Annotated in this window: 25 protein-coding genes and 1 tRNA gene; 8 read left to right on the top strand and 18 right to left on the bottom strand. The window is 72.0% G+C overall.

The features are described 5' to 3' along the window. Window positions 1-17 precede the first annotated feature (17 nt). Window positions 18-2,495 (bottom strand): MFS transporter, encoded by a 2,478-nt coding sequence (locus tag BEK98_RS24285; RefSeq protein WP_167444258.1) that lies wholly within the window; start codon window positions 2,493-2,495, stop codon window positions 18-20. An 88-nt stretch (window positions 2,496-2,583) separates the two neighbouring features. Further along, window positions 2,584-3,078 carry a MarR family winged helix-turn-helix transcriptional regulator gene (locus BEK98_RS24290; protein ID WP_094218759.1) on the bottom strand — a complete coding sequence of 165 codons (495 nt, stop codon included), beginning with the start codon at window positions 3,076-3,078 and terminating at the stop codon, window positions 2,584-2,586. 204 nt (window positions 3,079-3,282) lie between these two features. Here BEK98_RS24290 and BEK98_RS24295 point away from each other — a divergent pair, with 204 nt between their 5' ends. After that, window positions 3,283-3,486: a hypothetical protein gene (locus BEK98_RS24295; RefSeq protein WP_167444247.1), complete on the top strand. Its 204-nt coding sequence runs from the start codon at window positions 3,283-3,285 to the stop codon at window positions 3,484-3,486. Between the two features lie 9 nt (window positions 3,487-3,495). Here BEK98_RS24295 and BEK98_RS24300 read toward each other — a convergent pair whose 3' ends face one another. From BEK98_RS24300 to BEK98_RS24340, 9 genes are all read right to left on the bottom strand, one after another. Then, window positions 3,496-4,248, bottom strand: a complete 753-nt coding sequence (locus tag BEK98_RS24300) for a RodZ family helix-turn-helix domain-containing protein (protein ID WP_094218761.1) — start codon at window positions 4,246-4,248, stop codon at window positions 3,496-3,498. A 38-nt stretch (window positions 4,249-4,286) separates the two neighbouring features. After that, a complete protein-coding gene (locus BEK98_RS24305) occupies window positions 4,287-5,213 on the bottom strand; it encodes an RNA polymerase sigma factor SigF (protein ID WP_094218762.1) in 927 nt (308 codons plus the stop codon). A 312-nt stretch (window positions 5,214-5,525) separates the two neighbouring features. After that, a complete protein-coding gene (locus BEK98_RS24310; RefSeq protein WP_094218763.1) occupies window positions 5,526-6,395 on the bottom strand; it encodes an RNA polymerase sigma factor SigF in 870 nt (289 codons plus the stop codon). A 175-nt stretch (window positions 6,396-6,570) separates the two neighbouring features. Further along, the gene (locus BEK98_RS24315) at window positions 6,571-6,864 is read right to left on the bottom strand and encodes a Dabb family protein (protein WP_094218764.1); all 294 of its coding nucleotides are present in this window, start codon (window positions 6,862-6,864) and stop codon (window positions 6,571-6,573) included. A gap of 31 nt (window positions 6,865-6,895) precedes the next feature. Beyond that, entirely contained in the window at window positions 6,896-7,075 is a 180-nt protein-coding gene (locus tag BEK98_RS24320) for a hypothetical protein (protein WP_094218765.1), read from the bottom strand. Window positions 7,076-7,230: 155 nt separating this feature from the next. After that, window positions 7,231-7,315, bottom strand: a tRNA-Ser gene (locus BEK98_RS24325). 45 nt (window positions 7,316-7,360) lie between these two features. Then, entirely contained in the window at window positions 7,361-7,792 is a 432-nt protein-coding gene (tadA, locus tag BEK98_RS24330; RefSeq protein ID WP_244201952.1) for a tRNA adenosine(34) deaminase TadA, read from the bottom strand. 56 nt (window positions 7,793-7,848) lie between these two features. Continuing rightward, window positions 7,849-8,385, bottom strand: a complete 537-nt coding sequence (locus BEK98_RS24335; protein ID WP_094218767.1) for a tRNA adenosine deaminase-associated protein — start codon at window positions 8,383-8,385, stop codon at window positions 7,849-7,851. A gap of 345 nt (window positions 8,386-8,730) precedes the next feature. Beyond that, on the bottom strand, window positions 8,731-8,928 hold the full coding sequence (locus BEK98_RS24340) for a hypothetical protein (RefSeq protein WP_094218906.1): 198 nt from the start codon (window positions 8,926-8,928) through the stop codon (window positions 8,731-8,733). A gap of 96 nt (window positions 8,929-9,024) precedes the next feature. Between BEK98_RS24340 and upp the strand changes: the two genes are divergently transcribed. Then, window positions 9,025-9,660, top strand: coding sequence for a uracil phosphoribosyltransferase (gene upp / locus BEK98_RS24345; protein ID WP_094218768.1), 636 nt, complete (start codon window positions 9,025-9,027; stop codon window positions 9,658-9,660). Between the two features lie 97 nt (window positions 9,661-9,757). Here upp and BEK98_RS24350 read toward each other — a convergent pair whose 3' ends face one another. After that, complete coding sequence (locus tag BEK98_RS24350; protein WP_244201953.1) at window positions 9,758-10,390, bottom strand: LytR C-terminal domain-containing protein; 633 nt, start codon at window positions 10,388-10,390, stop codon at window positions 9,758-9,760. Window positions 10,391-10,489: 99 nt separating this feature from the next. Beyond that, window positions 10,490-10,786: a type II toxin-antitoxin system VapB family antitoxin gene (locus tag BEK98_RS24355; RefSeq protein WP_003999914.1), complete on the bottom strand. Its 297-nt coding sequence runs from the start codon at window positions 10,784-10,786 to the stop codon at window positions 10,490-10,492. Window positions 10,787-10,901: 115 nt separating this feature from the next. Here BEK98_RS24355 and BEK98_RS24360 point away from each other — a divergent pair, with 115 nt between their 5' ends. Continuing rightward, window positions 10,902-12,437 carry a helicase HerA-like domain-containing protein gene (locus tag BEK98_RS24360; RefSeq protein ID WP_094218770.1) on the top strand — a complete coding sequence of 512 codons (1,536 nt, stop codon included), beginning with the start codon at window positions 10,902-10,904 and terminating at the stop codon, window positions 12,435-12,437. Window positions 12,438-12,716: 279 nt separating this feature from the next. On the opposite strand, the gene BEK98_RS50910 is transcribed toward BEK98_RS24360, so the two are convergent. From BEK98_RS50910 to BEK98_RS24380, 5 genes are all read right to left on the bottom strand, one after another. Beyond that, window positions 12,717-12,842, bottom strand: a complete 126-nt coding sequence (locus BEK98_RS50910; RefSeq protein ID WP_257033393.1) for a hypothetical protein — start codon at window positions 12,840-12,842, stop codon at window positions 12,717-12,719. A 46-nt stretch (window positions 12,843-12,888) separates the two neighbouring features. Further along, a complete protein-coding gene (locus BEK98_RS24365; protein ID WP_244201954.1) occupies window positions 12,889-13,212 on the bottom strand; it encodes a hypothetical protein in 324 nt (107 codons plus the stop codon). Between the two features lie 77 nt (window positions 13,213-13,289). Further along, window positions 13,290-13,958 carry an HdeD family acid-resistance protein gene (locus tag BEK98_RS24370; protein ID WP_094218772.1) on the bottom strand — a complete coding sequence of 223 codons (669 nt, stop codon included), beginning with the start codon at window positions 13,956-13,958 and terminating at the stop codon, window positions 13,290-13,292. A 236-nt stretch (window positions 13,959-14,194) separates the two neighbouring features. Continuing rightward, window positions 14,195-14,788 carry an HhH-GPD-type base excision DNA repair protein gene (locus BEK98_RS24375; RefSeq protein WP_094218773.1) on the bottom strand — a complete coding sequence of 198 codons (594 nt, stop codon included), beginning with the start codon at window positions 14,786-14,788 and terminating at the stop codon, window positions 14,195-14,197. A gap of 24 nt (window positions 14,789-14,812) precedes the next feature. After that, window positions 14,813-15,535 (bottom strand): siderophore-interacting protein, encoded by a 723-nt coding sequence (locus BEK98_RS24380; RefSeq protein ID WP_094218774.1) that lies wholly within the window; start codon window positions 15,533-15,535, stop codon window positions 14,813-14,815. 78 nt (window positions 15,536-15,613) lie between these two features. On the opposite strand from BEK98_RS24380, the gene BEK98_RS24385 reads away from it, so the two are divergent. The 5 genes from BEK98_RS24385 to BEK98_RS24405 are packed head-to-tail and all read left to right on the top strand — an operon-like array spanning window position 15,614 to window position 21,380. Then, on the top strand, window positions 15,614-17,728 hold the full coding sequence (locus BEK98_RS24385) for a penicillin acylase family protein (RefSeq protein WP_094218775.1): 2,115 nt from the start codon (window positions 15,614-15,616) through the stop codon (window positions 17,726-17,728). After that, complete coding sequence (locus BEK98_RS24390; RefSeq protein WP_094218776.1) at window positions 17,706-18,308, top strand: GNAT family N-acetyltransferase; 603 nt, start codon at window positions 17,706-17,708, stop codon at window positions 18,306-18,308. Before BEK98_RS24385 ends, BEK98_RS24390 begins: the two co-directional genes overlap by 23 nt. Next, a complete protein-coding gene (locus tag BEK98_RS24395; protein ID WP_094218777.1) occupies window positions 18,295-18,771 on the top strand; it encodes a cupin domain-containing protein in 477 nt (158 codons plus the stop codon). Before BEK98_RS24390 ends, BEK98_RS24395 begins: the two co-directional genes overlap by 14 nt. After that, window positions 18,768-19,529: an SDR family NAD(P)-dependent oxidoreductase gene (locus tag BEK98_RS24400; protein WP_094218778.1), complete on the top strand. Its 762-nt coding sequence runs from the start codon at window positions 18,768-18,770 to the stop codon at window positions 19,527-19,529. The genes BEK98_RS24395 and BEK98_RS24400 overlap by 4 nt, the downstream gene beginning before the upstream one ends. Window positions 19,530-19,586: 57 nt before the next feature. Beyond that, window positions 19,587-21,380, top strand: a complete 1,794-nt coding sequence (locus tag BEK98_RS24405; RefSeq protein WP_244201955.1) for a copper resistance CopC/CopD family protein — start codon at window positions 19,587-19,589, stop codon at window positions 21,378-21,380. Window positions 21,381-21,385: the final 5 nt, after the last annotated feature.

Genomic DNA, 21,385 nt, shown 5'->3' on the forward strand with positions numbered 1-21,385 from the left:
ACGGGCCGGGGTGTGAACTACTCGCCGGGGTGGGCGAGTTCGATGTCGTGGCCGTCGACTCCGGTGCCGGAGAGGGTCAGGGCGGTGGCCGCCGGCGGGTAGCCCGTCGCGATGACGGTGTACTCGCCGTTGTCCAGGTCGGCGAAGGCGTACGCCCCGTCCGTCCCGGTGGTGGCCGTGCCGACCACGTTGCCCGCCGCGTCCACGAGGGTCACGCGGGCGTCGGCCAGCGGGCCGTGCGGGGCCCGTACGACACCCAGCAGCTGGGCGCCGGCGTCGAGGGCGACCTCGATCCGGGTGACGCCGGTGGCGCCGATCTCGACCGGCAGGGCGCGCGGACGGTACCCGGCCGCGTTCACCGCGACGGTCACCACGCCCGGCACCAGCTCGGTGAAGGCGAACTCGCCCTGCTCCCCACTGGCCGCGGTGGCCAGCAGGTCCCCGCGCACATCGGTGACGATCACCATCGCGTCCTTGACCGGCAGCGCGCTCCCGGCCGCCCGGACCACACCGCTCAGCCCGCTGGTGCCGCTGAGCAGGATGTCGTACGACAGCGGTTCCTCGCCCACCACGATCGTGGAGGCCTGCGGCTGGTAGCCGTCGGCGGAGGCGATCAGCACGTACGAGCCCGTGCCCGGCGCGGCCAGCCCGTAGGAGCCGTCGGCCTGGGCGACCGAGCGGCCCAGCTGGCGGCCGCCGAGGGAGATCAGGGTGACCGCGGCCTGCGGGACCGGGGCGCTCTCGGCGCCGCGGACGAAGCCGTGGACCGGGGTGCCGCCGTGGCCGCCGGTGCCGGGCCCGGCCACCGTGGCGACGGCGGTGAGCTGCTCGACGGCGGTGGCGGTGGCCGGCGCCTCGGGGAAGCGGTCCGCCGGGACGACCGGCTGGGCCCAGCTGGGCACGTTCTCCTGGGCGGGTTCCTGCACGGGCTGCTCCACGGTGTTCTCGACGGGGGCGGCGGCCGGGGCCTTGGCGTCGGCGGCCTGGGCGAGCGCGCCCTGCGTCTTCAGCGGGACCTCCTTGATGAACAGCGTGATCAGGAAGGCGACGGCGGCGAGGCAGCCGGCGATGAAGAAGACGTCGGCGATGCCGTGGCCGTAGGCACTCTCCATGAGCGTGCGCAGCGGGGCCGGCAGCTTGTCCATGTCCGGGATGCTGTCGGTGGAGCTCGAACCGGCGAGTGCGGCCTGGTACTTCGGGGAGAGGGCGGCGATGCCGTCCTTGACGTAGTCGGTGATCCGGTGGGACATCACCGCGCCGAGCGCGGACACGCCGACCGCACCGCCGAGGGAACGGAAGAAGGTGACCGTGGAGCTGGCCGAGCCGAGGTCGGAGGGCGCCACCTGGTTCTGCGTGGCGAGGACCAGGTTCTGCATCATCATGCCGATGCCGAGGCCCAGCAGGGCCATCCAGATGGCCATCTTCCAGTACTCGGTGTCGTAGCGGATGCTGCCGAGCATCAGCAGGCCGGCCGTCACCAGCACGCCGCCGCTGACCAGCCAGGCCTTCCAGCGGCCGGTGCGGGTGATGAACTGACCCGAGACGGTCGAGGAGATGAACAGACCGCCGATCATCGGGATCGTCATGACGCCGGACATCGTCGGGGACTTGTCGCGGGCCAGCTGGAAGTACTGGCTGAAGAACACCGTGCCGGTGAACATCGCGACACCGACGAACAGCGAGGCGAGCGAGGCCAGCGTGATCGTGCGGTTGCGGAACAGGCGCAGCGGGATGATCGGCTCGCTCGCCTTGGACTCCACCAGCACGAACAGCGCGCCGAGGACGATCGAGCCGCCGACCATCGCGTACGTCTGCCACGAGATCCAGTCGTACTTGTCACCGGCGAAGGTGACCCAGATCAGCAGCAGCGACACGGCGGCGGAGATGACGAACGCGCCGCCCCAGTCGACCTTGACCTCCCGCTTGACCACGGGCAGGTGCAGAGTCTTCTGCAGCACGATCAGCGCGATGATCGCGAAGGGGACGCCGACGTAGAAGCACCAGCGCCAGCCCAGCCAGGAGGTGTCGGTGATGACACCGCCGAGCAGCGGGCCGCCGACGGTGGCGACGGCGAAGGTGGCGCCCAGGTAGCCGGAGTACCGGCCGCGTTCACGCGGGGAGATCATCGCGGCCATGACGATCTGCGCCAGCGCGGACAGACCGCCGACACCGATGCCCTGGAACACCCGGAAGGTGATGAGCATGCCGGGGTTCTGCGACAGGCCGGCCGCCATCGAGGCGACGACATAGATGATCAGCGCTATCTGGACGAGCGCCTTCTTGCTGTACAGGTCGGAGAGCTTGCCCCACAGGGGGGTGGCCGCGGTCATCGACAGCAGGGCGGCGGTGACCACCCAGGTGTAGGCGGACTGACCGCCGCCGAGGTCACCGATGATGTGCGGCAGGGCGTTGGAGACGATCGTGGACGACAGGATCGCCACGAACATGCCGAGCAGCAGCCCGGACAGGGCCTCCATGATCTGCCGGTGCGTCATCGGGGCGTGGTCCGCCGAGGAACCTCCCCCGTGCTTGGCGTGAGCCCGCACACCGGCTGGTGTGGTCGTTGCCATGGGCTTCCTTTGCTTACGTGCTTGCGGGTGTACGGGTGGTCTCTTCGAGTACGGGTGCGGGCGGCCGTGGCGGGGCGGACCGGCAGTCGCCGAAACTGTCGCGCAGGCGCGTCATCAGCCGGATGAGCTGGCCGACCTCGTCGTCGGTCCAGTCGCTCAGCCGGTCGGCGAGCAGATGGGTGGTCCGCCGGGACAGCTCGTCGAGCTGCTCCAGGCCCGCGGGCGTCAGGCGCAGGATGCGCGAGCGCTTGTCCGCGGGGTCCGGTGACCGCTCGATCCAGCCGCGTGCGGCGACGTGCGCGACATGCCGGCTGGTGACCGACATGTCCACGGCGAGCAGCTCGGCGAGCTTGCTCATGCGCATGTCGCCGTGGCGACCGAGCAGGGTCAGCACGGCGGCCGAGCCGGCCGGGCACTCGGGCGGCAGGATCCGCCCCATGTCCCGTTTCACGGCTCCGACGGCACTGAGCTGACGCGCCAGCTCTTCGTACTGCGCCTGCCCGGCCATCACACCTCCCGTATTCGTTGCTTGGGGCAACCATAGATCTGTTGGTTGCTGCAGGCAAACAAATTGGGGGCGGCTGGCGCAAAAACTTGGCAAAGGCAAGTATTGCGACCGTAAACACGCAGGTGGGGGCGGGTGGCCTGCCCCCCTCTGTCCCGGTGGCCCCGCACTTGGGTCGGCCACCTGGATTCGCTAGTGTCTCGGGCCATGGCTAACACCCAGGGCCCCCAGGGCAACTACGACCCCGCCGGCAGCACCCAGATGTTCCGCGCGTTCGTCGACGAGGCTCCCCAGGGGGGCCGGCAGCAGGCGGCCGCCGCCTCCTCCTCGGGTCCGCGCATCGGCCTGATCATCGGCGTCGTCGTCGCCGTGGCCGTCGTCGCGGCGGTGGCCTGGCTGGCGCTCAAGTAAGGCGTACGGCTACTTCCACCGGACGGACACGTCCCGCGTCTCGATGTGCATGCCCAGCGGGACGCGCCAGGCGTCCACGCACACCGTCCAGGTGTGGTCCGTGCGCGCGCCGGGACCGATCGGCACCGGGAGGTCCGCGGTCGACTCGACCGTTCCCCAGTCGATGCCGAGCGCGCCGATGATGTGCGTCCCGAACGTCACCGTGCCCGAACGCACCGTCGTACCGCCGGAGTTGTGAAAGCCGACGGTCACCTTCTCGCACCAGCGCTTGTCCGTGCCCTGGCGCGCCGGATCGCCCCAGCTGAGGTCGGCGGGGGCGGGGGGCTTGGTGCGGCTGGGAGTCGGGGTGGGCGACGGCTGCTCCGGGGCGGTCGTGCCCGCGCCGGTGGGGCTCGGTGAGGTGTCCGCAGGGTCGGGTGCGGCGCTGCCGGGTGTGGTGCTCGCGCCGGCCGACGGGGTCCCTGACGGGGGCGTTTCGGAAGGCGTGTCCGAAGGCGTCCTGCCCGACGGTGAGTTGGAGTCGGAAGCCGGCCCGTCCAGCGGGACCATCCGTACCGCTCCTGTCGGCGCCCCCGCCGAACCCTCCGGGCTCGGCACGCCGCCCACCGCCGCGTACCCGTCCCGGCCGCCGCTCCCGCACCCGGCCAGGGTCACGCCCAGACACACGACGGCCGCCGACGCTGCCGTGACGGCGCCTCGGCGGCCCTGTGTCCGTGTCGTCGTACGAGATGTCCGGGTACGAAGCGTCCGGGTACGAAGCATCCGGCCATGGTGGCTGACGCTCCGTCAGATGGGAAGCCTCAGTCGGAGATGAGCCCCTCGCGCAGCTGGGCCAGGGTCCGGGTCAGCAGGCGGGAGACGTGCATCTGGGAGATGCCGACCTCCTCGCCGATCTGGGACTGGGTCATGTTGGCGAAGAAGCGCAGCATGATGATCCGGCGCTCCCGGGGCGGCAGTTTGGCCAGCAGCGGCTTGAGGGACTCGCGGTACTCCACGCCCTCCAGGGCCGTGTCCTCGTAGCCGAGCCGGTCGGCCAGGGAGCCCTCGCCGCCGTCGTCCTCGGGGGCCGGGGAGTCGAGCGAGGAGGCGGTGTAGGCGTTGCCGACCGCGAGGCCGTCGACCACGTCCTCCTCGGAGACGCCGAGCACCGCGGCCAGTTCGGTCACCGTCGGGGAGCGGTCCAGCTTCTGGGACAGCTCGTCGCTGGCCTTGGTGAGGGCCAGCCGCAGCTCCTGGAGCCGGCGTGGCACGCGCACCGACCACGAGGTGTCGCGGAAGAAGCGCTTGATCTCGCCCACGACCGTCGGCATCGCGAACGTCGGGAACTCCACGCCCCGTTCGCAGTCGAAGCGGTCGATCGCCTTGATCAGGCCGATGGTGCCGACCTGGACGATGTCCTCCATCGGCTCGTTGCGCGAGCGGAAGCGGGCCGCCGCGTAGCGCACGAGCGGGAGGTTCAGCTCGATCAGGGTGTCCCGGACGTAGGCGCGCTCGGGGCTGTTCTCGTCGAGTGCGGCGAGCCGCAGGAACAGGGAGCGGGACAGGGTGCGGGTGTCGATGTCCGCCGTGGCCGGGAGGGCCGGAGCGGCATCGGGGGCCTGGACGGGCGGGGCCGGCACGGCTTCGAGGGCCGTGACGTCATCGAGGACGTCGAGAGCGTGGAGCTCCTTGGGCGCTGCCTCGCTCGTGGGCGTGAGCACCTTCGAGCTGCCCTGGTCTGCGGACATGCCACCCCCTTTGGGTCGCGGGACGGTCGTGGCGGCGATGCCTTTCGAGCAACGCAGCCTTCACCTGAATACCGGTGCCGGAGGCCCGGCAAACGCGCTTCCCGCAGAATGTCACATGTCGGCAACACGCTGTAGTGACATGTCGACACGTGAGTTACGAATCGGCCCTGGAAAGAAGGGGTCTGACGGCTTTTCGGGGCACAACTGTCGGGAACCGCCCTGGTGAGCGATTCGCTCTCGCCGGTTACCGATCGATCCTGCTTGCGAACGGGTGCGAGCTGGTGTGTTCCGGTCCGTGCGCCCGTGCGCCGGTTATGCCTCGATCCGATTCGCGGAACGCAGCCGCTGAAAGCTACGCGCGAGTAGCCGCGAGACGTGCATCTGGGACACACCGAGTTCCGCGCTGATCTGAGACTGGGTGAGATTGCTGTAGTAGCGCAGGAGAAGGATTCTCTGTTCGCGCTCGGGGAGTTGGACGAGGAGATGGCGGACCAGGTCGCGGTGTTCCACGCCGTCCAGGGCCGGGTCCTCGTAGCCGATGCGGTCCAGCAGGCCCGGCAGCCCGTCGCCCTCCTGCGCGGCCTCCAGCGAGGTGGCGTGGTACGACCGCCCGGCCTCGATGCAGGAGAGCACCTCGTCCTCGCCGATCCGCAGCCGCTCGGCGATCTCGGCGGTCGACGGCTGGCGCCCGAAGGCCGTGGTGAGGTCCTCGGTGGCGCTGTTGACCTGGACCCACAGCTCGTGCAGCCGGCGCGGTACGTGGACCGTGCGGACGTTGTCCCGGAAGTACCGCTTGATCTCGCCGACGACGGTCGGCATCGCGAAGGTCGGGAACTGCACGCCCCGGTCGGGGTCGAAGCGGTCGATGGCGTTGATCAGGCCGATGGTGCCGACCTGGATGACGTCCTCCATCGGCTCGTTGCGGGAGCGGAAGCGGGCGGCGGCGTAGCGCACGAGCGGGAGGTTGGCCTCGATGAGCGCCCCGCGTACCCGGTTGTGCTCCGGGGTGCCCGGCCTGAGGTCCTTCAGCTCGCCGAAGAGCACCTGGGTCAGGGCGCGGGTGTCGGCGCCGCGGCGCTTCTCGGGGGCGGTAGGGGCCGTGGCAGGGGCGGGGGGAGCGGAGGCGGGGCCTGGGGCGGGCGCCTCGTCCTGGGGCGGCGCAGTACTGGCCGACACGGTCAACGCCACCTCTTCATCGGTCAATCATCCGTCAAAAGCGGTCATAGCATCACAAGACATGTGCACTGTGTGCAAGCACCGGATAACGCCGTGTTGTGTTCAAACGGCGCTAAGTTGGGCCATAAGACGCACGAAAGCCCCCCGCCGTTCCCGGCGGAGGGCTCCTGGGGTGAGGGGCTCAGAACTCGTAGTCGGCGATCACCCACGTGGCGAACTCCCGCCACAGCGCGACGCCCGCCTGATGGGCCGGGTGCTCCAGGTAGCGCTTGAGGGCGTCCGTGTCCTCGACCGCCGAGTTGATCGCGAAGTCGTAGGCGATCGGGCGGTCGCTGATGTTCCAGGCGCACTCCCAGAAGCGCAGCTCCTCGATCTGGCCGCCGAGCGCCCGGAAGGCCTCGACGCCCTCGACGACCCGCGGATCGTCGCGCTCGACGCCCTCGTTGAGCTTGAAGAGGACCAGGTGGCGGATCATGGGGTGTACCTCAGCTCTCTCGGCTGTGTGCTCAGTTCTTTGCTCCGTTGGCGAGCCAGGTCATGAAGTCGCCTATGGCCTTGGCCGCGTCCGATATGCCCTCGAAGGCTATCTGGACGTAGTCGGCCGCCTTGGCCGGATCCGTGATGATCACGTACAGCGCGAAGACCACGAGCACGTACACGGCGATCTTCTTGGCGTTCACCGTCACCGCGGCCTCCCCTGTGCCTGTGTGCCCCGTGGGACCCCTGTTGCCGGCGGCGAGTGTAACCTTCACGCCCCGTGCCGGGACCAACGGCCCGCCCGTCGGGGTCCTTTGCCGACCATGCACGAAGGGCCCCGTCTCGCGACGGGGCCCTTCTTCAGCGGTAGCGGAGGGATTTGAACCCTCGGTGACTTGCGCCACACTCGCTTTCGAGGCGAGCTCCTTCGGCCGCTCGGACACGCTACCGAGGGAGACCTTACAGCAAGGTGGGGCAGGGTTTGAAATCGGTATTCAGCGGCCCCGGAAAAACTCCGTGAGAATCCGGGCGCAGTCCTCGGCCAGGACGCCCTCGATGACCTCGGGCCGGTGGTTGAGCCGCCGGTCCCGTACGACGTCCCAGAGGGAGCCGGCCGCGCCCGCCTTGTCGTCGCGGGCGCCGTAGACCACCCGGTCCACGCGGGACTGCACGAGCGCGCCCGCACACATCGTGCAGGGCTCCAGGGTGACCACCAGCGTGCAGCCGCTCAGCCGCCATTCACCGAGCCTCGCCGCGGCCTGCCGGATCGCCAGGACCTCCGCGTGGGCCGTGGGGTCGCCGGTGGCCTCGCGCTCGTTGTGCCCGGCCCCGAGCACCGTCGTACCGTCCGGGGACAGCACGACGGCGCCGACCGGGACGTCCCCGCCCCGGACGGCCAGCTCGGCCTCGTCCAGGGCGAGCCGCATCGCGGCCCGCCAGCGGTCGCGTACCGGGTCCGGCGCGCCTTCCGTGTGCGAAGCGGTCAGCGGACGGTCTCCAGCACGTCCGAGGCGCCCAGGGCCTCGGCGATCTCGGCCAGCGCCTCGTTCGGGTCCAGGCCCAGCAGCTCCTTCTCGCTGACGCCCAGGTCGTCGAGGATGCGGCCGTCGCCCACCGGGCCGTGCGGCACCGCGCCGACGGCGGAGCCCTCCTCCTCGTCGTCCTCGTCCTCGGTCTCGCCGTCCTCGGTGCCGTCGAGGTCCAGCGAGTCCAGGTCGGGGCCGTCGTCGGAGCCGGGCTCCCGGCCGAGCAGCTCGTCGGTGAGCAGCAGCTCACCGTAGGCGCTGCGGGCGGCGGCGGCCGCGTCCGAGACGAAGATGCGAGGGTCCTCCTCGCCGTCCACGCGGACGAGACCGAACCAGGAGTCCTCCTGTTCGATCAGGACGAACACCGTGTCCTCGTCGGGAGTGGCTTCCCGGGCCAGGTCGGCCAGATCCGACAGGGTCTCCACGTCGTCGAGCTCTGTGTCGCTCGCTTCCCACCCGTCTTCGGTGCGCGCGAGCAGTGCGGCGAAGTACACCGTGACTCTCCCACTGGTCATAGGCGTGCCGGTTGGGGGTCCCCCCGGCGGAGGTTCTGGGCGGAGAGAGCTGTGCTCCGAGCCCCACCCACTCGGAATCGTGGCAGAAACAAGGCGCTCAGGGGACGTCTTCGGCTCCCTGTGTCTGGCTGTTTTGATCGTGAGTCCGGCACCCGGGGGAACTTCCGGGGGCGAAGGACTCACCAGCGCACTCGTTGCCGCCACCTGCGGATCGTACGCGGCTTTTCCGAGCACCCACGCACGCCCACCTCCCAAATGTCGGAGCGGGCACGGATCTTCCTCACCGGGATCTCACCTTGGCGCTGCCCGTGCACCCGGCCCGCCCTACCAGCGGAAGGTCCGCATCCGCATGGCGTGGCGCAGTCGGGCGGCCTTGGTGCGCCGGGGCTGGACGCGCTCGCGCAGCGCGCGGGCCTCGGCGAGGTCGCGCAGGAACTGGGCGCGGCGGCGCCGGCGCTCGGCGTCGGTCTCGGGCTGTTCCGGCTCGGCGGCGTCGGTTTCGCGGTCAGGCTGGTCAGGCACGGTCACACCACCCCCGGTCCGTCCCTCCCACTTTCCCTCGGACGGGCGGTTTGATGCCAGAGCAAGGGGCCACCGAGCGCGGTTACTGTTAGGGGCATGCGTCTCCACGTCGTCGACCATCCCCTGGTCGCCCACAAGCTCACCACGCTGCGCGACCAGCGCACCGACTCCGCGACCTTCCGGCGACTCGCCGACGAACTGGTCACCCTGCTCGCCTACGAGGCCACGCGGGACGTACGGACCGAGGCCGTCGATCTCCGGACGCCGGTCGCGCAGACCACCGGCGTCAAGCTCGCCCGCCCGCGCCCGCTGGTCGTGCCGATCCTGCGCGCCGGTCTCGGCATGCTGGACGGCATGGTCCGGCTGCTGCCGACCGCCGAGGTGGGCTTCCTGGGCATGATCCGCAACGAGGAGACGCTGCAGGCGTCCACGTACGCCTCGCGGATGCCGGAGGACCTCTCGGGGCGGCAGGTGTACGTGCTGGACCCGATGCTGGCCACCGGCGGCACGCTGGTCGCGGCCATCCAGGAACTGATCAAGCGCGGTGCGGATGATGTGACCGCGGTGGTGCTGCTCGCCGCGCCCGAGGGCGTCGAGGTCATGGAGCGGGAGCTGGCGGGGACGCCGGTGACCGTGGTGACGGCGGCCGTCGACGATCACCTCAACGAGCACGGGTACATCGTGCCGGGGCTGGGGGATGCGGGGGATCGGCTTTACGGCGCGGCGGAGTAACGGCCGGGGCGCCTTGTCGCCGTAGGGGTGCGGTTGTGTGGCGGCTGCGGGCCGGTTGTGGCTGGTCGCGCAGTTCCCCGCGCCCCCAGGGAGTTGCTCAGCAGCTCTTTTTCGTGGTTGCCGTCGGCTCGGGTGCGGTCAGGGCCGTGAGGGCCTTGGTCGCGTCGGGCTTGCTGGTCAGTGCCTTGAAGCCGTCGCCCAGGATCAGGTCGACGTCGGTGCCCTTGCGGGTGTCGGTGCGGGGTTCGGTGTTGGTCAGTTGGGTGGCGAGGACCGGCAGCGAGGTGTTCAGGGCGGAGGCGGGGCCGAGGAGTATTCCGGTGCCCTTGACCTTCTTGTCGTACTGCTTGGACGCGTTGCCCACGTCGCCGATCTTGAAGCCGCGCTTCTTCAGTTCGTCCGCCGTGTCCTTGGCGAGCCCGGCGCGTGTGGTCGCGTTGTAGACGTTCACGGTGATCTCGCCGGGCTTGGGCAGCGCCTTCACCTGTGCGGCGGTACTCGCCTTGGTACGGCACCCCGCCTTGGGGCCGGACGCCGAGGTCTTCTTGTCGCCGCCGGTGAAGGCGTCGATGAGCTGCAGCGTGCCCCAGCCGATCAGGCCGAGGACGGCGACGGACGCCACCACGGCGAACACGAGCCTGCCGCGTCGCCGGGGAGGGCGCATCCGAGGGTATTTGTCCCCCGTGATCCGGTACTGGCCGCCCATGCCGGGAGGAGTCAGCATGCTCATGAGCGCAGCGTAGTGCGCCCGGGCGGCGATGCCTATTAGATGATCAGTCGACGCCGCTCAGCGGAACCCAAAAGGGTCAACGGCCGTGTCGTGCCGCGGTCAGTCGAGTTCGAGCACGCGCGCGTGCAGCACCTGGCGCTGCTGGAGGGCGGCGCGGACCGCACGGTGGAGGCCGTCCTCCAGGTACAGGTCGCCCTGCCACTTCACGACATGCGCGAAGAGGTCGCCGTAGAACGTCGAGTCCTCGGCCAGCAGGGTCTCCAGGTCGAGCTGCCCCTTGGTCGTCACGAGCTGATCGAGGCGGACCGGGCGCGGCGCGACGTCCGCCCACTGCCGGGTGCTTTCCCGGCCGTGGTCGGGGTACGGCCGGCCGTTTCCGATGCGCTTGAAGATCACACGGAAAGCCTACCGGTCAAGACGTTCCGGGCGCAGCCAAGGCGACGGAGTGCGACGCTGGAAAAGCCGTGGCGAAACGGATCATAGCGGGGCCTATCGGGAACAGGGGTCGGAGATGAGTGACGGCGAGACGCTCCCCGCAGAGGCCCAGCGGATCGCGGCCGGGTACGCCTTCACCGGTCCCGCGCTCGACCTCGGCGCGCTCCTGTGGGACGGCGGCTGTCACCCGGGCGCGCCGGTGCGCATCCCGCTCCCCGTGCTGAACCGGCACGGTCTCGTCGCGGGCGCCACCGGCACCGGCAAGACCAAGACGCTCCAGCTGATCGCCGAGCAGCTGTCGGCGCAGGGTGTGCCGGTGTTCCTCGCGGACATCAAGGGCGACCTGTCCGGCATCGCGCGGCCGGGGCAGCCGAGCGACCGGGTCCAGGGGCGCGCCGCCGAGGTGGGCCAGCAGTGGACGCCGGCCGGCTTCCCGGCGGAGTTCCTCGCGCTCGGCGGGCTCGGCCACGGCATCCCGGTGCGGGCCACGATCACCAGCTTCGGCCCGGTGCTGCTGTCGAAGGTGCTCCAGCTCAACCAGACCCAGGAGCAGTCCCTCGGCCTGATCTTCCACTACGCCGACACCAAGGGCCTGGAGCTGATCGACCTCAAGGACCTCAGGGCGGTCGTCGCGTTCCTGACCTCCGACGAGGGCAAGGCCGAGCTGAGGAACATCGGCGGCCTGTCCACGGCCACGGCCGGGGTGATCCTGCGCTCCCTGACCGCCTTCGAGGCGCAGGGCATGGCGGACTTCTTCGGGGAGCCGGAGTTCGACACGGCGGATCTGCTGCGTACGGCGCCGGACGGGCGGGGCGTCGTCTCGGTGCTCGAACTCCCGGCCGTCCAGGACCGGCCGCTGCTCTTCTCGACGTTCCTGATGTGGCTGCTGGCCGACCTCTTCCACGACCTGCCGGAGATCGGCGATGCCGACAAGCCCAAGCTGGTCTTCTTCTTCGACGAGGCGCACCTGCTGTTCAACGACGCCTCCAAGGCGTTCCTGGAGTCGATCACGCAGACCGTGCGTCTGATTCGCTCGAAAGGGGTGGGCGTCTTCTTCGTGACGCAGACCCCGAAGGACGTACCGTCCGACGTCCTCGCCCAGCTCGGCAACCGGGTCCAGCACGCGCTCCGGGCCTTCACCCCGGATGACCAGAAGGCGCTGAAGGCGACCGTGAAGACCTTCCCGAACTCCGTCTACGACCTGGAGGAACTCCTCACCGGCCTGGGCACGGGCGAGGCCGTGGTGACCGTGCTCAGCGAGAAGGGCGCCCCGACCCCGGTCGCCGCCACCCGGTTGCGCGCACCGGAGTCCCTGATGGGTCCGGTGGACGGGGCCGAGCTGGACCGCGCGGTGCAGGGGTCCGCGCTCCACGGGCGTTATGCACAGGCTGTGGACCGTGAGTCGGCGTACGAGAAGCTGAGCGCCGAGCGGCCACAGGCGCCCGAGGCCGCCAGGCCGCCCGCGGCTCCCAAGGCTCCCAAGGAGGAGCCGTCCCTCGTCGAACAGGTCGTCAGCAGCGGAATGTTCAGGTCCCTGGCCCGCTCGGTCGGCACCCAGATCGGCCGCGAGATCACCCGGTCCCTGTTCGGTACTGCGCGACGGAGACGGTAGGCGTTCGGCGGGGGCGGGCGTGGGCGTCGGCCGTACTGCTCGGCAGGGCGGGGCGCTACCCGTGTCGTGTGGCCGGGCGTGGCGGTGGGTGTTTGGTGTGGCGCTGGGGGCGCTGCCCGTCCCGCGGGGCTTGGCGGGGGCGCTGCCCGTCCCGCGCGGCTTGGCGGGGGGCGTCGGCCGTACCGCTCGGCAGGGCGGGGGCGTTGGCCGTGCCGCAGGGCAGGGGCGGCGGACGTGTCGTGTGGGCCGGCGGAGGCGGTGGTCGCCTCCGCCGGCGTGTCAGCGGTCGTCCTCCTTCGCCGGCTGCCGTGGTTGCGGGTTCTTCCGTTCCGGCTGGGGTGGTGCGCTGCGTCGGGCCTCCGCGCGCAGCAGGGCGCGCAGGACCGCGTACGGGTCTGTGGGCATGGTCGGTTCCTTGCGTCGAGCTGACTGGCCTGGGGGAAGGGCACGGTCAGCAGCGCAGGACCACCGTTCTGAGCAGGGGGACGGCGTACGGCGGCCGTGGCACGGCGGGGCGTGGGCGCAGCGCCGGGCGTACCGGCGCCGGCGGGTCGGGCAGGGGAGCGGTGCGCTCGGGTGCGTCGGCGTGGTGGAGGGTGCGCGCGGGCGGCCGTAGCAGCGTGTCGAGGACGTCGTGTTCGGAGGTCTCGGCCGACACGGCCGGGGCGGGAGCCGCCTGGGCCTGCAGATGGGCGCCGGGCACCCACAGGGCGAGGAGCAGCACGAGCACCCGCAGCCAGGTACGGCTCCGGGGAAGGCTCGGGGTCCCGCTCACGGCGGTTCTGTGCCCGCCGGGCACCCGTCCCGTAGCCCGCATGCCGGGAGATTCGCCCGCTCGGCGTAGCACGGGGATCACACCGTGCGGGGAACCTGCCGGGCGCGGCCGCGGATGCGGAACGCGGTGACGATCTCCACGACGCCGACGACCACCAGCCACCAGCCGCCGACCAGCGTCAGCACGGCGACCGACTCGAACGGCGAGTCGATCAGCACGATCCCGGCGATGAAGGTGACGATCCCGAGGAAGATCTGCCAGCCCCGGGCGGGCATACGGCTGTCGGAGGCGGCGGCCAGGGTCTGGGTGATCCCGCGGATCACCCAGCCGATGCCGATCCACAGGGCGAGCAGCAGGATCGACTGCATGGGCCCGCGGAAGCAGAACAGGCCCAGCACGATCGACAGGGCGCCGCTGATGAAGGCGAGCACCCGCAGCGAGGTCGTCTTGTGGGTGCCGAACGCGGCGACCAGCTGGAAGACGCCGCTGATCAGGAGGTAGACGCCGAACAGGACACCCGCGGCGAGCAGGGAGGGGCCCGGCCAGATCAGCACCAGGACGCCGAGGACCAGCGAGGCGATACCGGTGAGCAGCACAACCTGCCAGGCGGCCCGGGACAGCGCGTGCAGGGGGCCCTCGAAGGGCGGCTCGGGCTCGTGGTGTGCCTGCGGGCCCCCTCCCGCGTGGACGTTGCGATCGTCGTACTCGCGCCCCCAGGAGGGGTCACCGCTGGGTGCCTCGGTCATGCTCCATGCTTGGCCCGCCCGGACAGGCCCGGCCACCGGGGTGGGGCGTCCGGGTGAGCTGCGCGCCAGCGTGGGCTTTGTCCTTGGGGCGGGTCGTGGGGCTGAACGGCGGGGCTCGTGGGCGCGGCTCGCCGTCGGGGGCGGTCACCGGCTGAGCTGCCTGTCCGTGTGGGCTTCGCCGCTGGGGTGGGTCGCCCGACTGGGCCCCGCCGCTCGGGTCGGGTGCCGGCCCAGCCCTACTTCCCCGCAGCCTTCGCGGCCTTGGCCGCTGCCTTCATCTCCTGTTTGTGGGCGCGTACCTTGGCCAGCGACTCGGGGCCGGTGATGTCGGCGACGGAGCGGAAGGACTTCGCCTCGCCGTAGGCGCCGGCGGCCTCCCGCCACCCCGTGGGTGTGACGCCCAGCTGCTTGCCGAGCAGGGCGAGGAAGATCTGGGCCTTCTGCCGGCCGAACCCGGGCAGGTCCTGCAGCCGCCGCAGCAGCTCAGGCCCGTCCTCGACGCCCTTCCAGACCAGCTCGGCGTCTCCGTCGTAGTGCTCGACGAGGTACTGGCACAGCTGCTGGATCCGCTTGGCCATCGAGCCCGGGTAGCGGTGCACGGCGGGCTTCTCGGAGAGCAGCGCGGCGAAGGCCTCCGGGTCCATCACGGCGATCTCGTGCGCGTCCAGGTCCTCGGCGTCCATCCGCCCGGCGATGGTCGCGGGCCCCTTGAACGCCCACTCCATCGGAACCTGCTGGTCGAGCAGCATCCCGGTCAGCGCGGCGAGCGGACTGCGCCCGAGCAGCGCGTCGGCCTCGGGGTCCTGGGCGAGGTGCAGAGTGACGTCCATGGGTCGATGATCGCGCCTGCGGCGTCAGGTCGCGCGCCAGTACCCCAGGGCATGTACCCGGGTCTTCGGCAGCCCCAGCTCCTTGCGCACGTACGAGGTCAGCGTGCGGGTGGTGGCCGTGTCGCAGGCGATCCAGACGTACGGGTCAGAGGTGCCGTCGAGTACGACGGGCAGCTCGGCGCGGACCCGCTCGGCGAGGTGGGCGCCCGCGTCGCGGCGGGGCACCTCGCGGATCTCGTGGCGGGCCGGGTCGGCGTGGCAGGGGAGGCCGTCCAGGGTGCCCTCGAACCAGATCGTCGCCGGGGCCGAACCCAGGGCGCCGAGCAGGGAGTTGATCGCGGGCAGCGAGGCCGGGTCACCGACGGCGACGAGATGGGAGGGGGCGGGATCGGGCTGCTGGAACCCGGTGCCCTGGACGGTCGCCTCGATGGTGTCCCCGGGCCGGGCGGCCCGCGCCCAGTCACTGGCGCACCCCTCGTGCAGCGCGAACTCCAGGCCGAAGGTGCCGGTCGCCGGATCCGGGTCGACCAGGGTGAAGGCCCGCTGGTGCGGGCGGCCGTCGTCGGAGAACCACAGCCGTATCCACATCGTGGGGTGGACGCCGGCAGCGGCGAGCAGCCCGCCGTCGGTCATCCACAGCCGCCGGTAGTGCGGGCTGACGTCCTCCGCCTCGGTGACCGCGCACACGAAGTCCTTGGCGCGCAGCAGCCGTAGGACCGCTCCCTCCCAGCCCCGCCCCTGACCCATCGCGTCTCCACCCCTCGCGTACGATTCCTGCACGATCGACTTAGGCAAGGCTAACCTAAAATGAAGGGGTGTCCCAGGGTGACCACCGAGACCTACCGCGACGCCTGGGGCATCCCCCACCTGCGCGCCGCCGGCGCCCGCGAACTCGCCCACGCCCAGGGCCGCGTCACCGCCCTGGACCGTGCCTGGCAGGTGGAGGTCGAGCGGCACCGCTCCCAGGGCACCTCGGCAGCCTTCCTCGGCGCGAGCGCCCTCCCCTGGGACGTCTTCGCCCGGCGCGCCCGCCTCGACGACACCGCGAGACGCTGCTTCACCGCGCTGGAGAGACGGGACCCGGAGACGGCGGACTGGGTCCGGGCGTACGTGGACGGCGTCAACGAGGGCCTGCCGGAAGGAGCCCGCCGCGCCCCCGAGTTCACCCGGACCGGCCTCACCCCCACCCCCTGGCAGCCGTGGACCCCGCTCGGCATCTGGCTCGCCACGCACATCCTGTTCGCGGGCTTCCCGGCCAAGCTGTGGCGTGAGGAGGCGATACGGCACCTCGGCCCGGAAGCGGTCGGCCTGTTCGCCACCGACGGCCCCGGCACGGCGGGCAGCAACGGCTGGCTCCTCGCAGGCGACCGGACGGTCACCGGCCTGCCCCTCCTGGCCGGCGACCCGCACCGCTTCATCGAGGCCCCCGGCGTCTACCAGCAGATCCGCCTCTCCTGCCCCGAGTTCGACGTCGTCGGCCTGGCCGTCCCGGGTGTCCCCGGCATCGCCCACTTCGGCCACACCGGCACGGTCGCCTGGTCCATCACCAACGCCATGGCCGACTACCAGGACCTCTACCGCGAACGCCTCCGCCGCACGGGCGCGGGCGTGGAGGCCCTGGGCCCCGACGGCACCTGGCACCGCGCCCATCGACACACGGAGACCGTGCGGATCGCGGGGGAGGACCCGCTGGAGATCGAGGTCATCGAGACGGACCGGGGCCCGGTGATCGCCGGCGGCCCGGAGGGCCTGGACTCAACGGAACCGAGGCGAGCCACCGAAGGCGGAGCCGAGGAGGCCCTGGCCCTCCGTTACCCACCCCGCGTCACAGAGGACCTCGGCTTCAGCACCCTCCTCCCCCTCCTCAGGGCCCGCCGGGTCGAGGACATCGACCACGCCTTCGACACCTGGGCCGAGCCCGTCAACGTCGTACAGGCAGCCGACACCGAGGGCGCCACCCTGCACCGAGTCGCAGGCCGCGTACCCGTACGGCCGGAGGCCAACCGCACCCGCCTGGTACCCGCCTGGCACCCCGGCCACGAGTGGCAGGGCTGGCACGAGATGCCCCGCGCCGACCTGACCGACAGCATCGCGGTGATGGCCAACCAGCGCGGCCCGGCCACCCCCCTCGGCACCGAGTTCGCCCCACCGCACCGCGCCGACCGCATCCGCACCCTCCTCGACGAGCGCCGCACCTGGTCCGCCGCCGAACTGCCCGCGATCCACATGGACACCCACCTCGCCTCCGCCGCGCCCCTCCTGGACCACCTGGCCAAGCTCGACGACCTCAGCCCCGAGGCCGCCCGGCTCAGGGACCGCCTCCTGGCCTGGAACCGCCGCATGGACGCGGACAGCGCCGACGCGGCGACGTACGCGGCGGTGCGCGGCGCGGTCGTACGGCACCTCGCCGCGCACCCGGCGTTCGCCGCGCTGACCGAAGCACCCGCCTACCCGGAGGTCCTGCTCCCCTGGCTGGCCCTCGTTCCGCGCATCGGCTTCGCCCTCGAACACCTGCTGAGCGCCGAGGAGTTGTACGGCATCGACCGGCCCGCCGCCGTACGCGCCGCCGTCGAGGAGGTCGCCGCCGGGGCGCCGGCGGGCCCGTGGGGCGACACCCACCGCCTCGCTCCCTGGCGGGCGCTGCCCGACGAGTCGTACGACGAACCGGGCCTGTCCGGCGACCACGACTGCGTGCTGTGCACCTCCGCCGTGCCCGGCCTGACCGACCTCGCCGCGCGCGGCCCGGCGGCCCGTTACGTCTGGGACCTGGCCCGCCGTGAGGACAGCCGCTGGGTGGTGCCCTTCGGCGCGTCCGGGATCCCCGGCTCACCGCACCACCGTGACCAACTCCCCCTGTGGCTCAGGGGAGAACTCGTTCCCGTCGTCACCGACTGGGACCGCCTGGAGAAGGAGACCGATGACCGACCCGCACGTCCATGAACAGGTGATCGACGGCTACGGCACCGTCCGCATCCGCCCCCTCGACCCGGCGGCCGACGCGGAGGTGGTGCACGCCTGGGTGAGCGACGAACGGGCCGCGTTCTGGGGCATGACCGGCCTCACCCGGACTCAAGTCGCCGAGATCTACGCCCATATGGCCGGCCTCGACACCCACCACGCCCACCTCGTCACCAAGGACGGCGAACCGGCCGCCCTGCTCCAGACCTACGAGCCCGGGGCCGACCGGGTCGGCGAGTGCTACGAGGTCCGCCCCGGCGACATCGGCGTCCACCTCCTCCTCGCGCCCGCCGCGGCGGGCGGCCCGCGCCCCGGCTGGACCGAGGCCCTGCTGACGGCGATGACGTCGTACGTCCTGCTGGCCCTGGACCGCCGCCGGGTCGTGGTCGACCCGGACGTGCGCAACACCAAGGCGATCGCCCGCTTCGAACGCCAGGGATTCAGGACCGGCCCCGAGGTGGTCCTCCCCGAGGTCGACATCCCGGACGTGTACCTGCCCGAGAAGCGTGCCCAACTGGCCTTTCTGGACCGGGAGGTAGCCTTCCCGGGTGACCACGCCTGAGGAGCTGATCGCCCACTACGACCTGGAGCCGATCCCCCGCGAGGGCGGCCTGTTCCGGCGCACCTGGGCCGGGCCCGAACGCCCGGACGGCCGCCCCGAGGGCTCCGCCATAGTGGCCCTGCTCACCGCGGACGACTTCTGCGCCCTGCACCGCCTCCCCAGCGACGAGATCTGGCACTTCTACCTGGGCGACCCGCTCCACCTGCTGCTCCTCGCCCCCGACGGCACGACCCGCACCACCGTCCTGGGACCCGACCTGCGGGCCGGCCAGCACCTCCAGCTCACCGTGCCCGCCCGCACCTGGATGGGCGCCCGGGTGACCCCCGGCGGCGCCTGGGCCTTCTTCGGCTGCACGATGGCCCCCGGATTCACCTACGAGGGCTACGAACACGGCGACCCGGGGGACCTCACGGCGCGTTACCCGGCGGAGGCCGCCCGGATCGCGGAACTGTGCCGCCCATGACCCTCCTCGACGGACAGACCGCCCTGGTGACCGGCGCGGGCGGCGGCATCGGCTCCGCCATCGCCCTGCGCTTCGCCGAGGAGGGCGCAGCGGTGGCCCTCCACTGCCGTACGGCGGTGGAGGCGGCCGGTGAAGTAGCCGCCCGCATCCGGGAGCTGGGCGGTGAGGCGGTCGTCCTGCGGGCGGACCTGACGGACGAGGAGGCGTGCCACCGGCTGGTCCGCGAGACGACCGACTGGTCCGGCGGCCGCCTCACGGCCCTCGTCAACAACGCGGCCGTCCAGCCCGTCCAGGCGCTGGCCGGGATGACGGCGGCCGAGTGGCGCACGGTCGTCGACACCAACCTCACCAGCGTCTTCGCCTGCACCCAGGCCGCCGCGGCCCACCTGCGCGAGCACGGCGGCGGCACCATCACCCACATCGCCTCCATCGAGGCCGACCGGCCCGCCCCCGGCCACGCCCACTACAGCGCCGCCAAGGCCGCCGTCGTCATGCACGCGCGCGCGGCCGCCCTGGAGTACGGCCCCCTCGGCATCCGGGTCAACTCGGTCTCGCCGGGCCTCATCGACCGGGAGGGCCTGGCCCAGGCCTGGCCGGACGGCGTGCGCCGCTGGCTCGACGCCGTTCCCACCGGGCGGCTGGGCCGGGCGCGGGACGTGGCCGACGCCTGTGTGTTCCTCGCCTCGCCCCTCGCCTCCTGGATCACGGGCCATGATCTGGTGGTGGACGGCGGGGTGTCGGCCCGGCCGACGTGGTGAGCGCGGCGGCCGATCCATCCGTACGTACACAGAAGGCCAGTGGGACGGAGGGGTGAGGTGCGCGACGAACACCGGTGGCTGCGACGGCTGACCGTCCTCGGCGCGGGCCTGCTCCTGCTCCTCCTCGGCACGACCGCCCCCGCCTCGGCCCACGCGGCCCTGCGCCAGACGGACCCCGCCGACGGAACCGTCCTCAGGACGGCGCCGCGCCAAGTGACCCTGACCTTCACGGAGTCGGTCGGCCTGCTCACCGACTCCCTGCGTGTCTACGACCCCGGGAACCGACGCCTCCGCACCGGCGAGGCGGACCACGCCGCCGGCCGTTCGGACACCGTCCGGGTCCGCCTGCCCGCCAAGCTGGGCACCGGCACGTACACGGTGGCCTGGCGGGTGGTGTCGGCGGACAGCCACCCGGTGTCCGGCGCGCTCACCTTCTCGGTCGGCAAACGCACGGCGACGGCGACGAGCGTGCTCCCGGACCGTGCCGAGAACCGGGCGACGACCAGCCTCTACAACATCGCGCGCTACCTCGCCTACCTGGCCGTGGCGCTGCTGCTGGGCCCGGCGGCGTTCGTGGCGTACTGCCGCCCGCCGCGGCCGGCCCACCTGCGCACACCGGTGGTGGCCGCCTGGGGCACCCTGTTCGCCTCGACGATCGCCCTCTTCCTCCTGCGGGCCCCGTACGAGGAGGGCACCGCCCCGACGACGGCGTTCGCCCTCTCCGCCCTCTCCCGTACGACGACGACCCGCCCCGGCGAACTCCTCCTCACCCGCCTGGCCCTGCTGCTCCTGGCCGGCGCCTGCGCACTGGCCCTGCGGAGATGGCGCCGCAGGATCCCCCGCCGGGCCGCCCTGGCGACCGCCGCGATCCTCTCCGTCGCCCTCGCCCTGACCTGGGCGGCCTCGGAGCACGCCTCGGCGGGCCTCCAGGTACCCGTGGCGATCACCTCCGCCACGCTCCACCTGCTGGCGATGGCGGCCTGGCTGGGCGGGCTGACCGCCCTGCTGCTGACCCTGCGCCGCACCGCACCGGACCCGGCCGCGCTGCCGGCCCGGACCGTCACCCGCTTCTCCCGGCTGGCCTTCGCCTCGGTGGCGGTCCTGGTGGTGACCGGCGTCTACCAGTCCTGGCGGGGCCTCGGCTCCTGGCAGGCGCTCACCGACACGACGTACGGCCGCATCCTGCTGGCGAAGCTGGCGGCGGTCACCCTGCTGCTCGCGGCCGCGTCCCGCTCCCGCCGCTGGACGACCCGCCTGGCGAGCCTGCCCACGGCACGGGAACGGGACCGGGACCGTGTTCCGGAGCCCGCCGGAGGCCCCCCGCTCCCTCCGGAGCCGGCCCCTTCACCCGCTCCCTCCCCTGACGCTCACCACCTGCGCCGCTGGGTGCTGGCCGAGATGGGCGTGGGCATCGTGGTGCTCGTCCTGACGACCCTCCTGACGAGCACGCTGCCGGGCCGGGCGGCGGCCGAGGCGGCGGAGTCGGGCACGGCGACGACCGGCATCCAGGCGGCCTCGGTCACCACGATCCCCTTCGACGTCGGCACCCCCGGCGGACACGGCAAGGTACAGATCACCCTGGACGCCGGCCGGGTCGGCACGAACTCCGTCCAGGCGGTGGTCTACGGTCCCGACGGCGGCCTGTCCGCGGTCCCCGAACTGCGCATCACCTTCACTCTCCCCGCCCAGCGGATCGGCCCGCTGGACACCAAGGTCACCGACCGGGGCGGGTACTGGGCCGCGGACGCCTTCAACGTGCCGATCCCGGGCACATGGACGATGAAGGTGACGGTACGGGTGTCGGAGGTGGACCAGGTGACGGTGGCGAAGACCGTGCGGGTGGTGCGCTAGCGGTG

The sequence above is a fragment of the Streptomyces diastatochromogenes genome (assembly GCF_002242805.1).
Lineage (GTDB): Bacteria > Actinomycetota > Actinomycetes > Streptomycetales > Streptomycetaceae > Streptomyces > Streptomyces diastatochromogenes.

Coding starts and splice junctions, on each gene's coding strand:
- BEK98_RS24285 (WP_167444258.1), bottom strand. CDS start 2,495: ATGACGCACCGGCAGATCATGGAGGCCCTGTCCGGGCTGCTGCTCGGC.
- BEK98_RS24290 (WP_094218759.1), bottom strand. CDS start 3,078: ATGGCCGGGCAGGCGCAGTACGAAGAGCTGGCGCGTCAGCTCAGTGCC.
- BEK98_RS24295 (WP_167444247.1), top strand. CDS start 3,283: ATGGCTAACACCCAGGGCCCCCAGGGCAACTACGACCCCGCCGGCAGC.
- BEK98_RS24300 (WP_094218761.1), bottom strand. CDS start 4,248: ATGCTTCGTACCCGGACGCTTCGTACCCGGACATCTCGTACGACGACA.
- BEK98_RS24305 (WP_094218762.1), bottom strand. CDS start 5,213: ATGTCCGCAGACCAGGGCAGCTCGAAGGTGCTCACGCCCACGAGCGAG.
- BEK98_RS24315 (WP_094218764.1), bottom strand. CDS start 6,864: ATGATCCGCCACCTGGTCCTCTTCAAGCTCAACGAGGGCGTCGAGCGC.
- tadA (WP_244201952.1), bottom strand. CDS start 7,792: ATGCGGCTCGCCCTGGACGAGGCCGAGCTGGCCGTCCGGGGCGGGGAC.
- upp (WP_094218768.1), top strand. CDS start 9,025: ATGCGTCTCCACGTCGTCGACCATCCCCTGGTCGCCCACAAGCTCACC.
- BEK98_RS24350 (WP_244201953.1), bottom strand. CDS start 10,390: ATGAGCATGCTGACTCCTCCCGGCATGGGCGGCCAGTACCGGATCACG.
- BEK98_RS24360 (WP_094218770.1), top strand. CDS start 10,902: ATGAGTGACGGCGAGACGCTCCCCGCAGAGGCCCAGCGGATCGCGGCC.
- BEK98_RS50910 (WP_257033393.1), bottom strand. CDS start 12,842: ATGCCCACAGACCCGTACGCGGTCCTGCGCGCCCTGCTGCGCGCGGAG.
- BEK98_RS24370 (WP_094218772.1), bottom strand. CDS start 13,958: ATGACCGAGGCACCCAGCGGTGACCCCTCCTGGGGGCGCGAGTACGAC.
- BEK98_RS24375 (WP_094218773.1), bottom strand. CDS start 14,788: ATGGACGTCACTCTGCACCTCGCCCAGGACCCCGAGGCCGACGCGCTG.
- BEK98_RS24380 (WP_094218774.1), bottom strand. CDS start 15,535: ATGGGTCAGGGGCGGGGCTGGGAGGGAGCGGTCCTACGGCTGCTGCGC.
- BEK98_RS24390 (WP_094218776.1), top strand. CDS start 17,706: ATGACCGACCCGCACGTCCATGAACAGGTGATCGACGGCTACGGCACC.
- BEK98_RS24400 (WP_094218778.1), top strand. CDS start 18,768: ATGACCCTCCTCGACGGACAGACCGCCCTGGTGACCGGCGCGGGCGGC.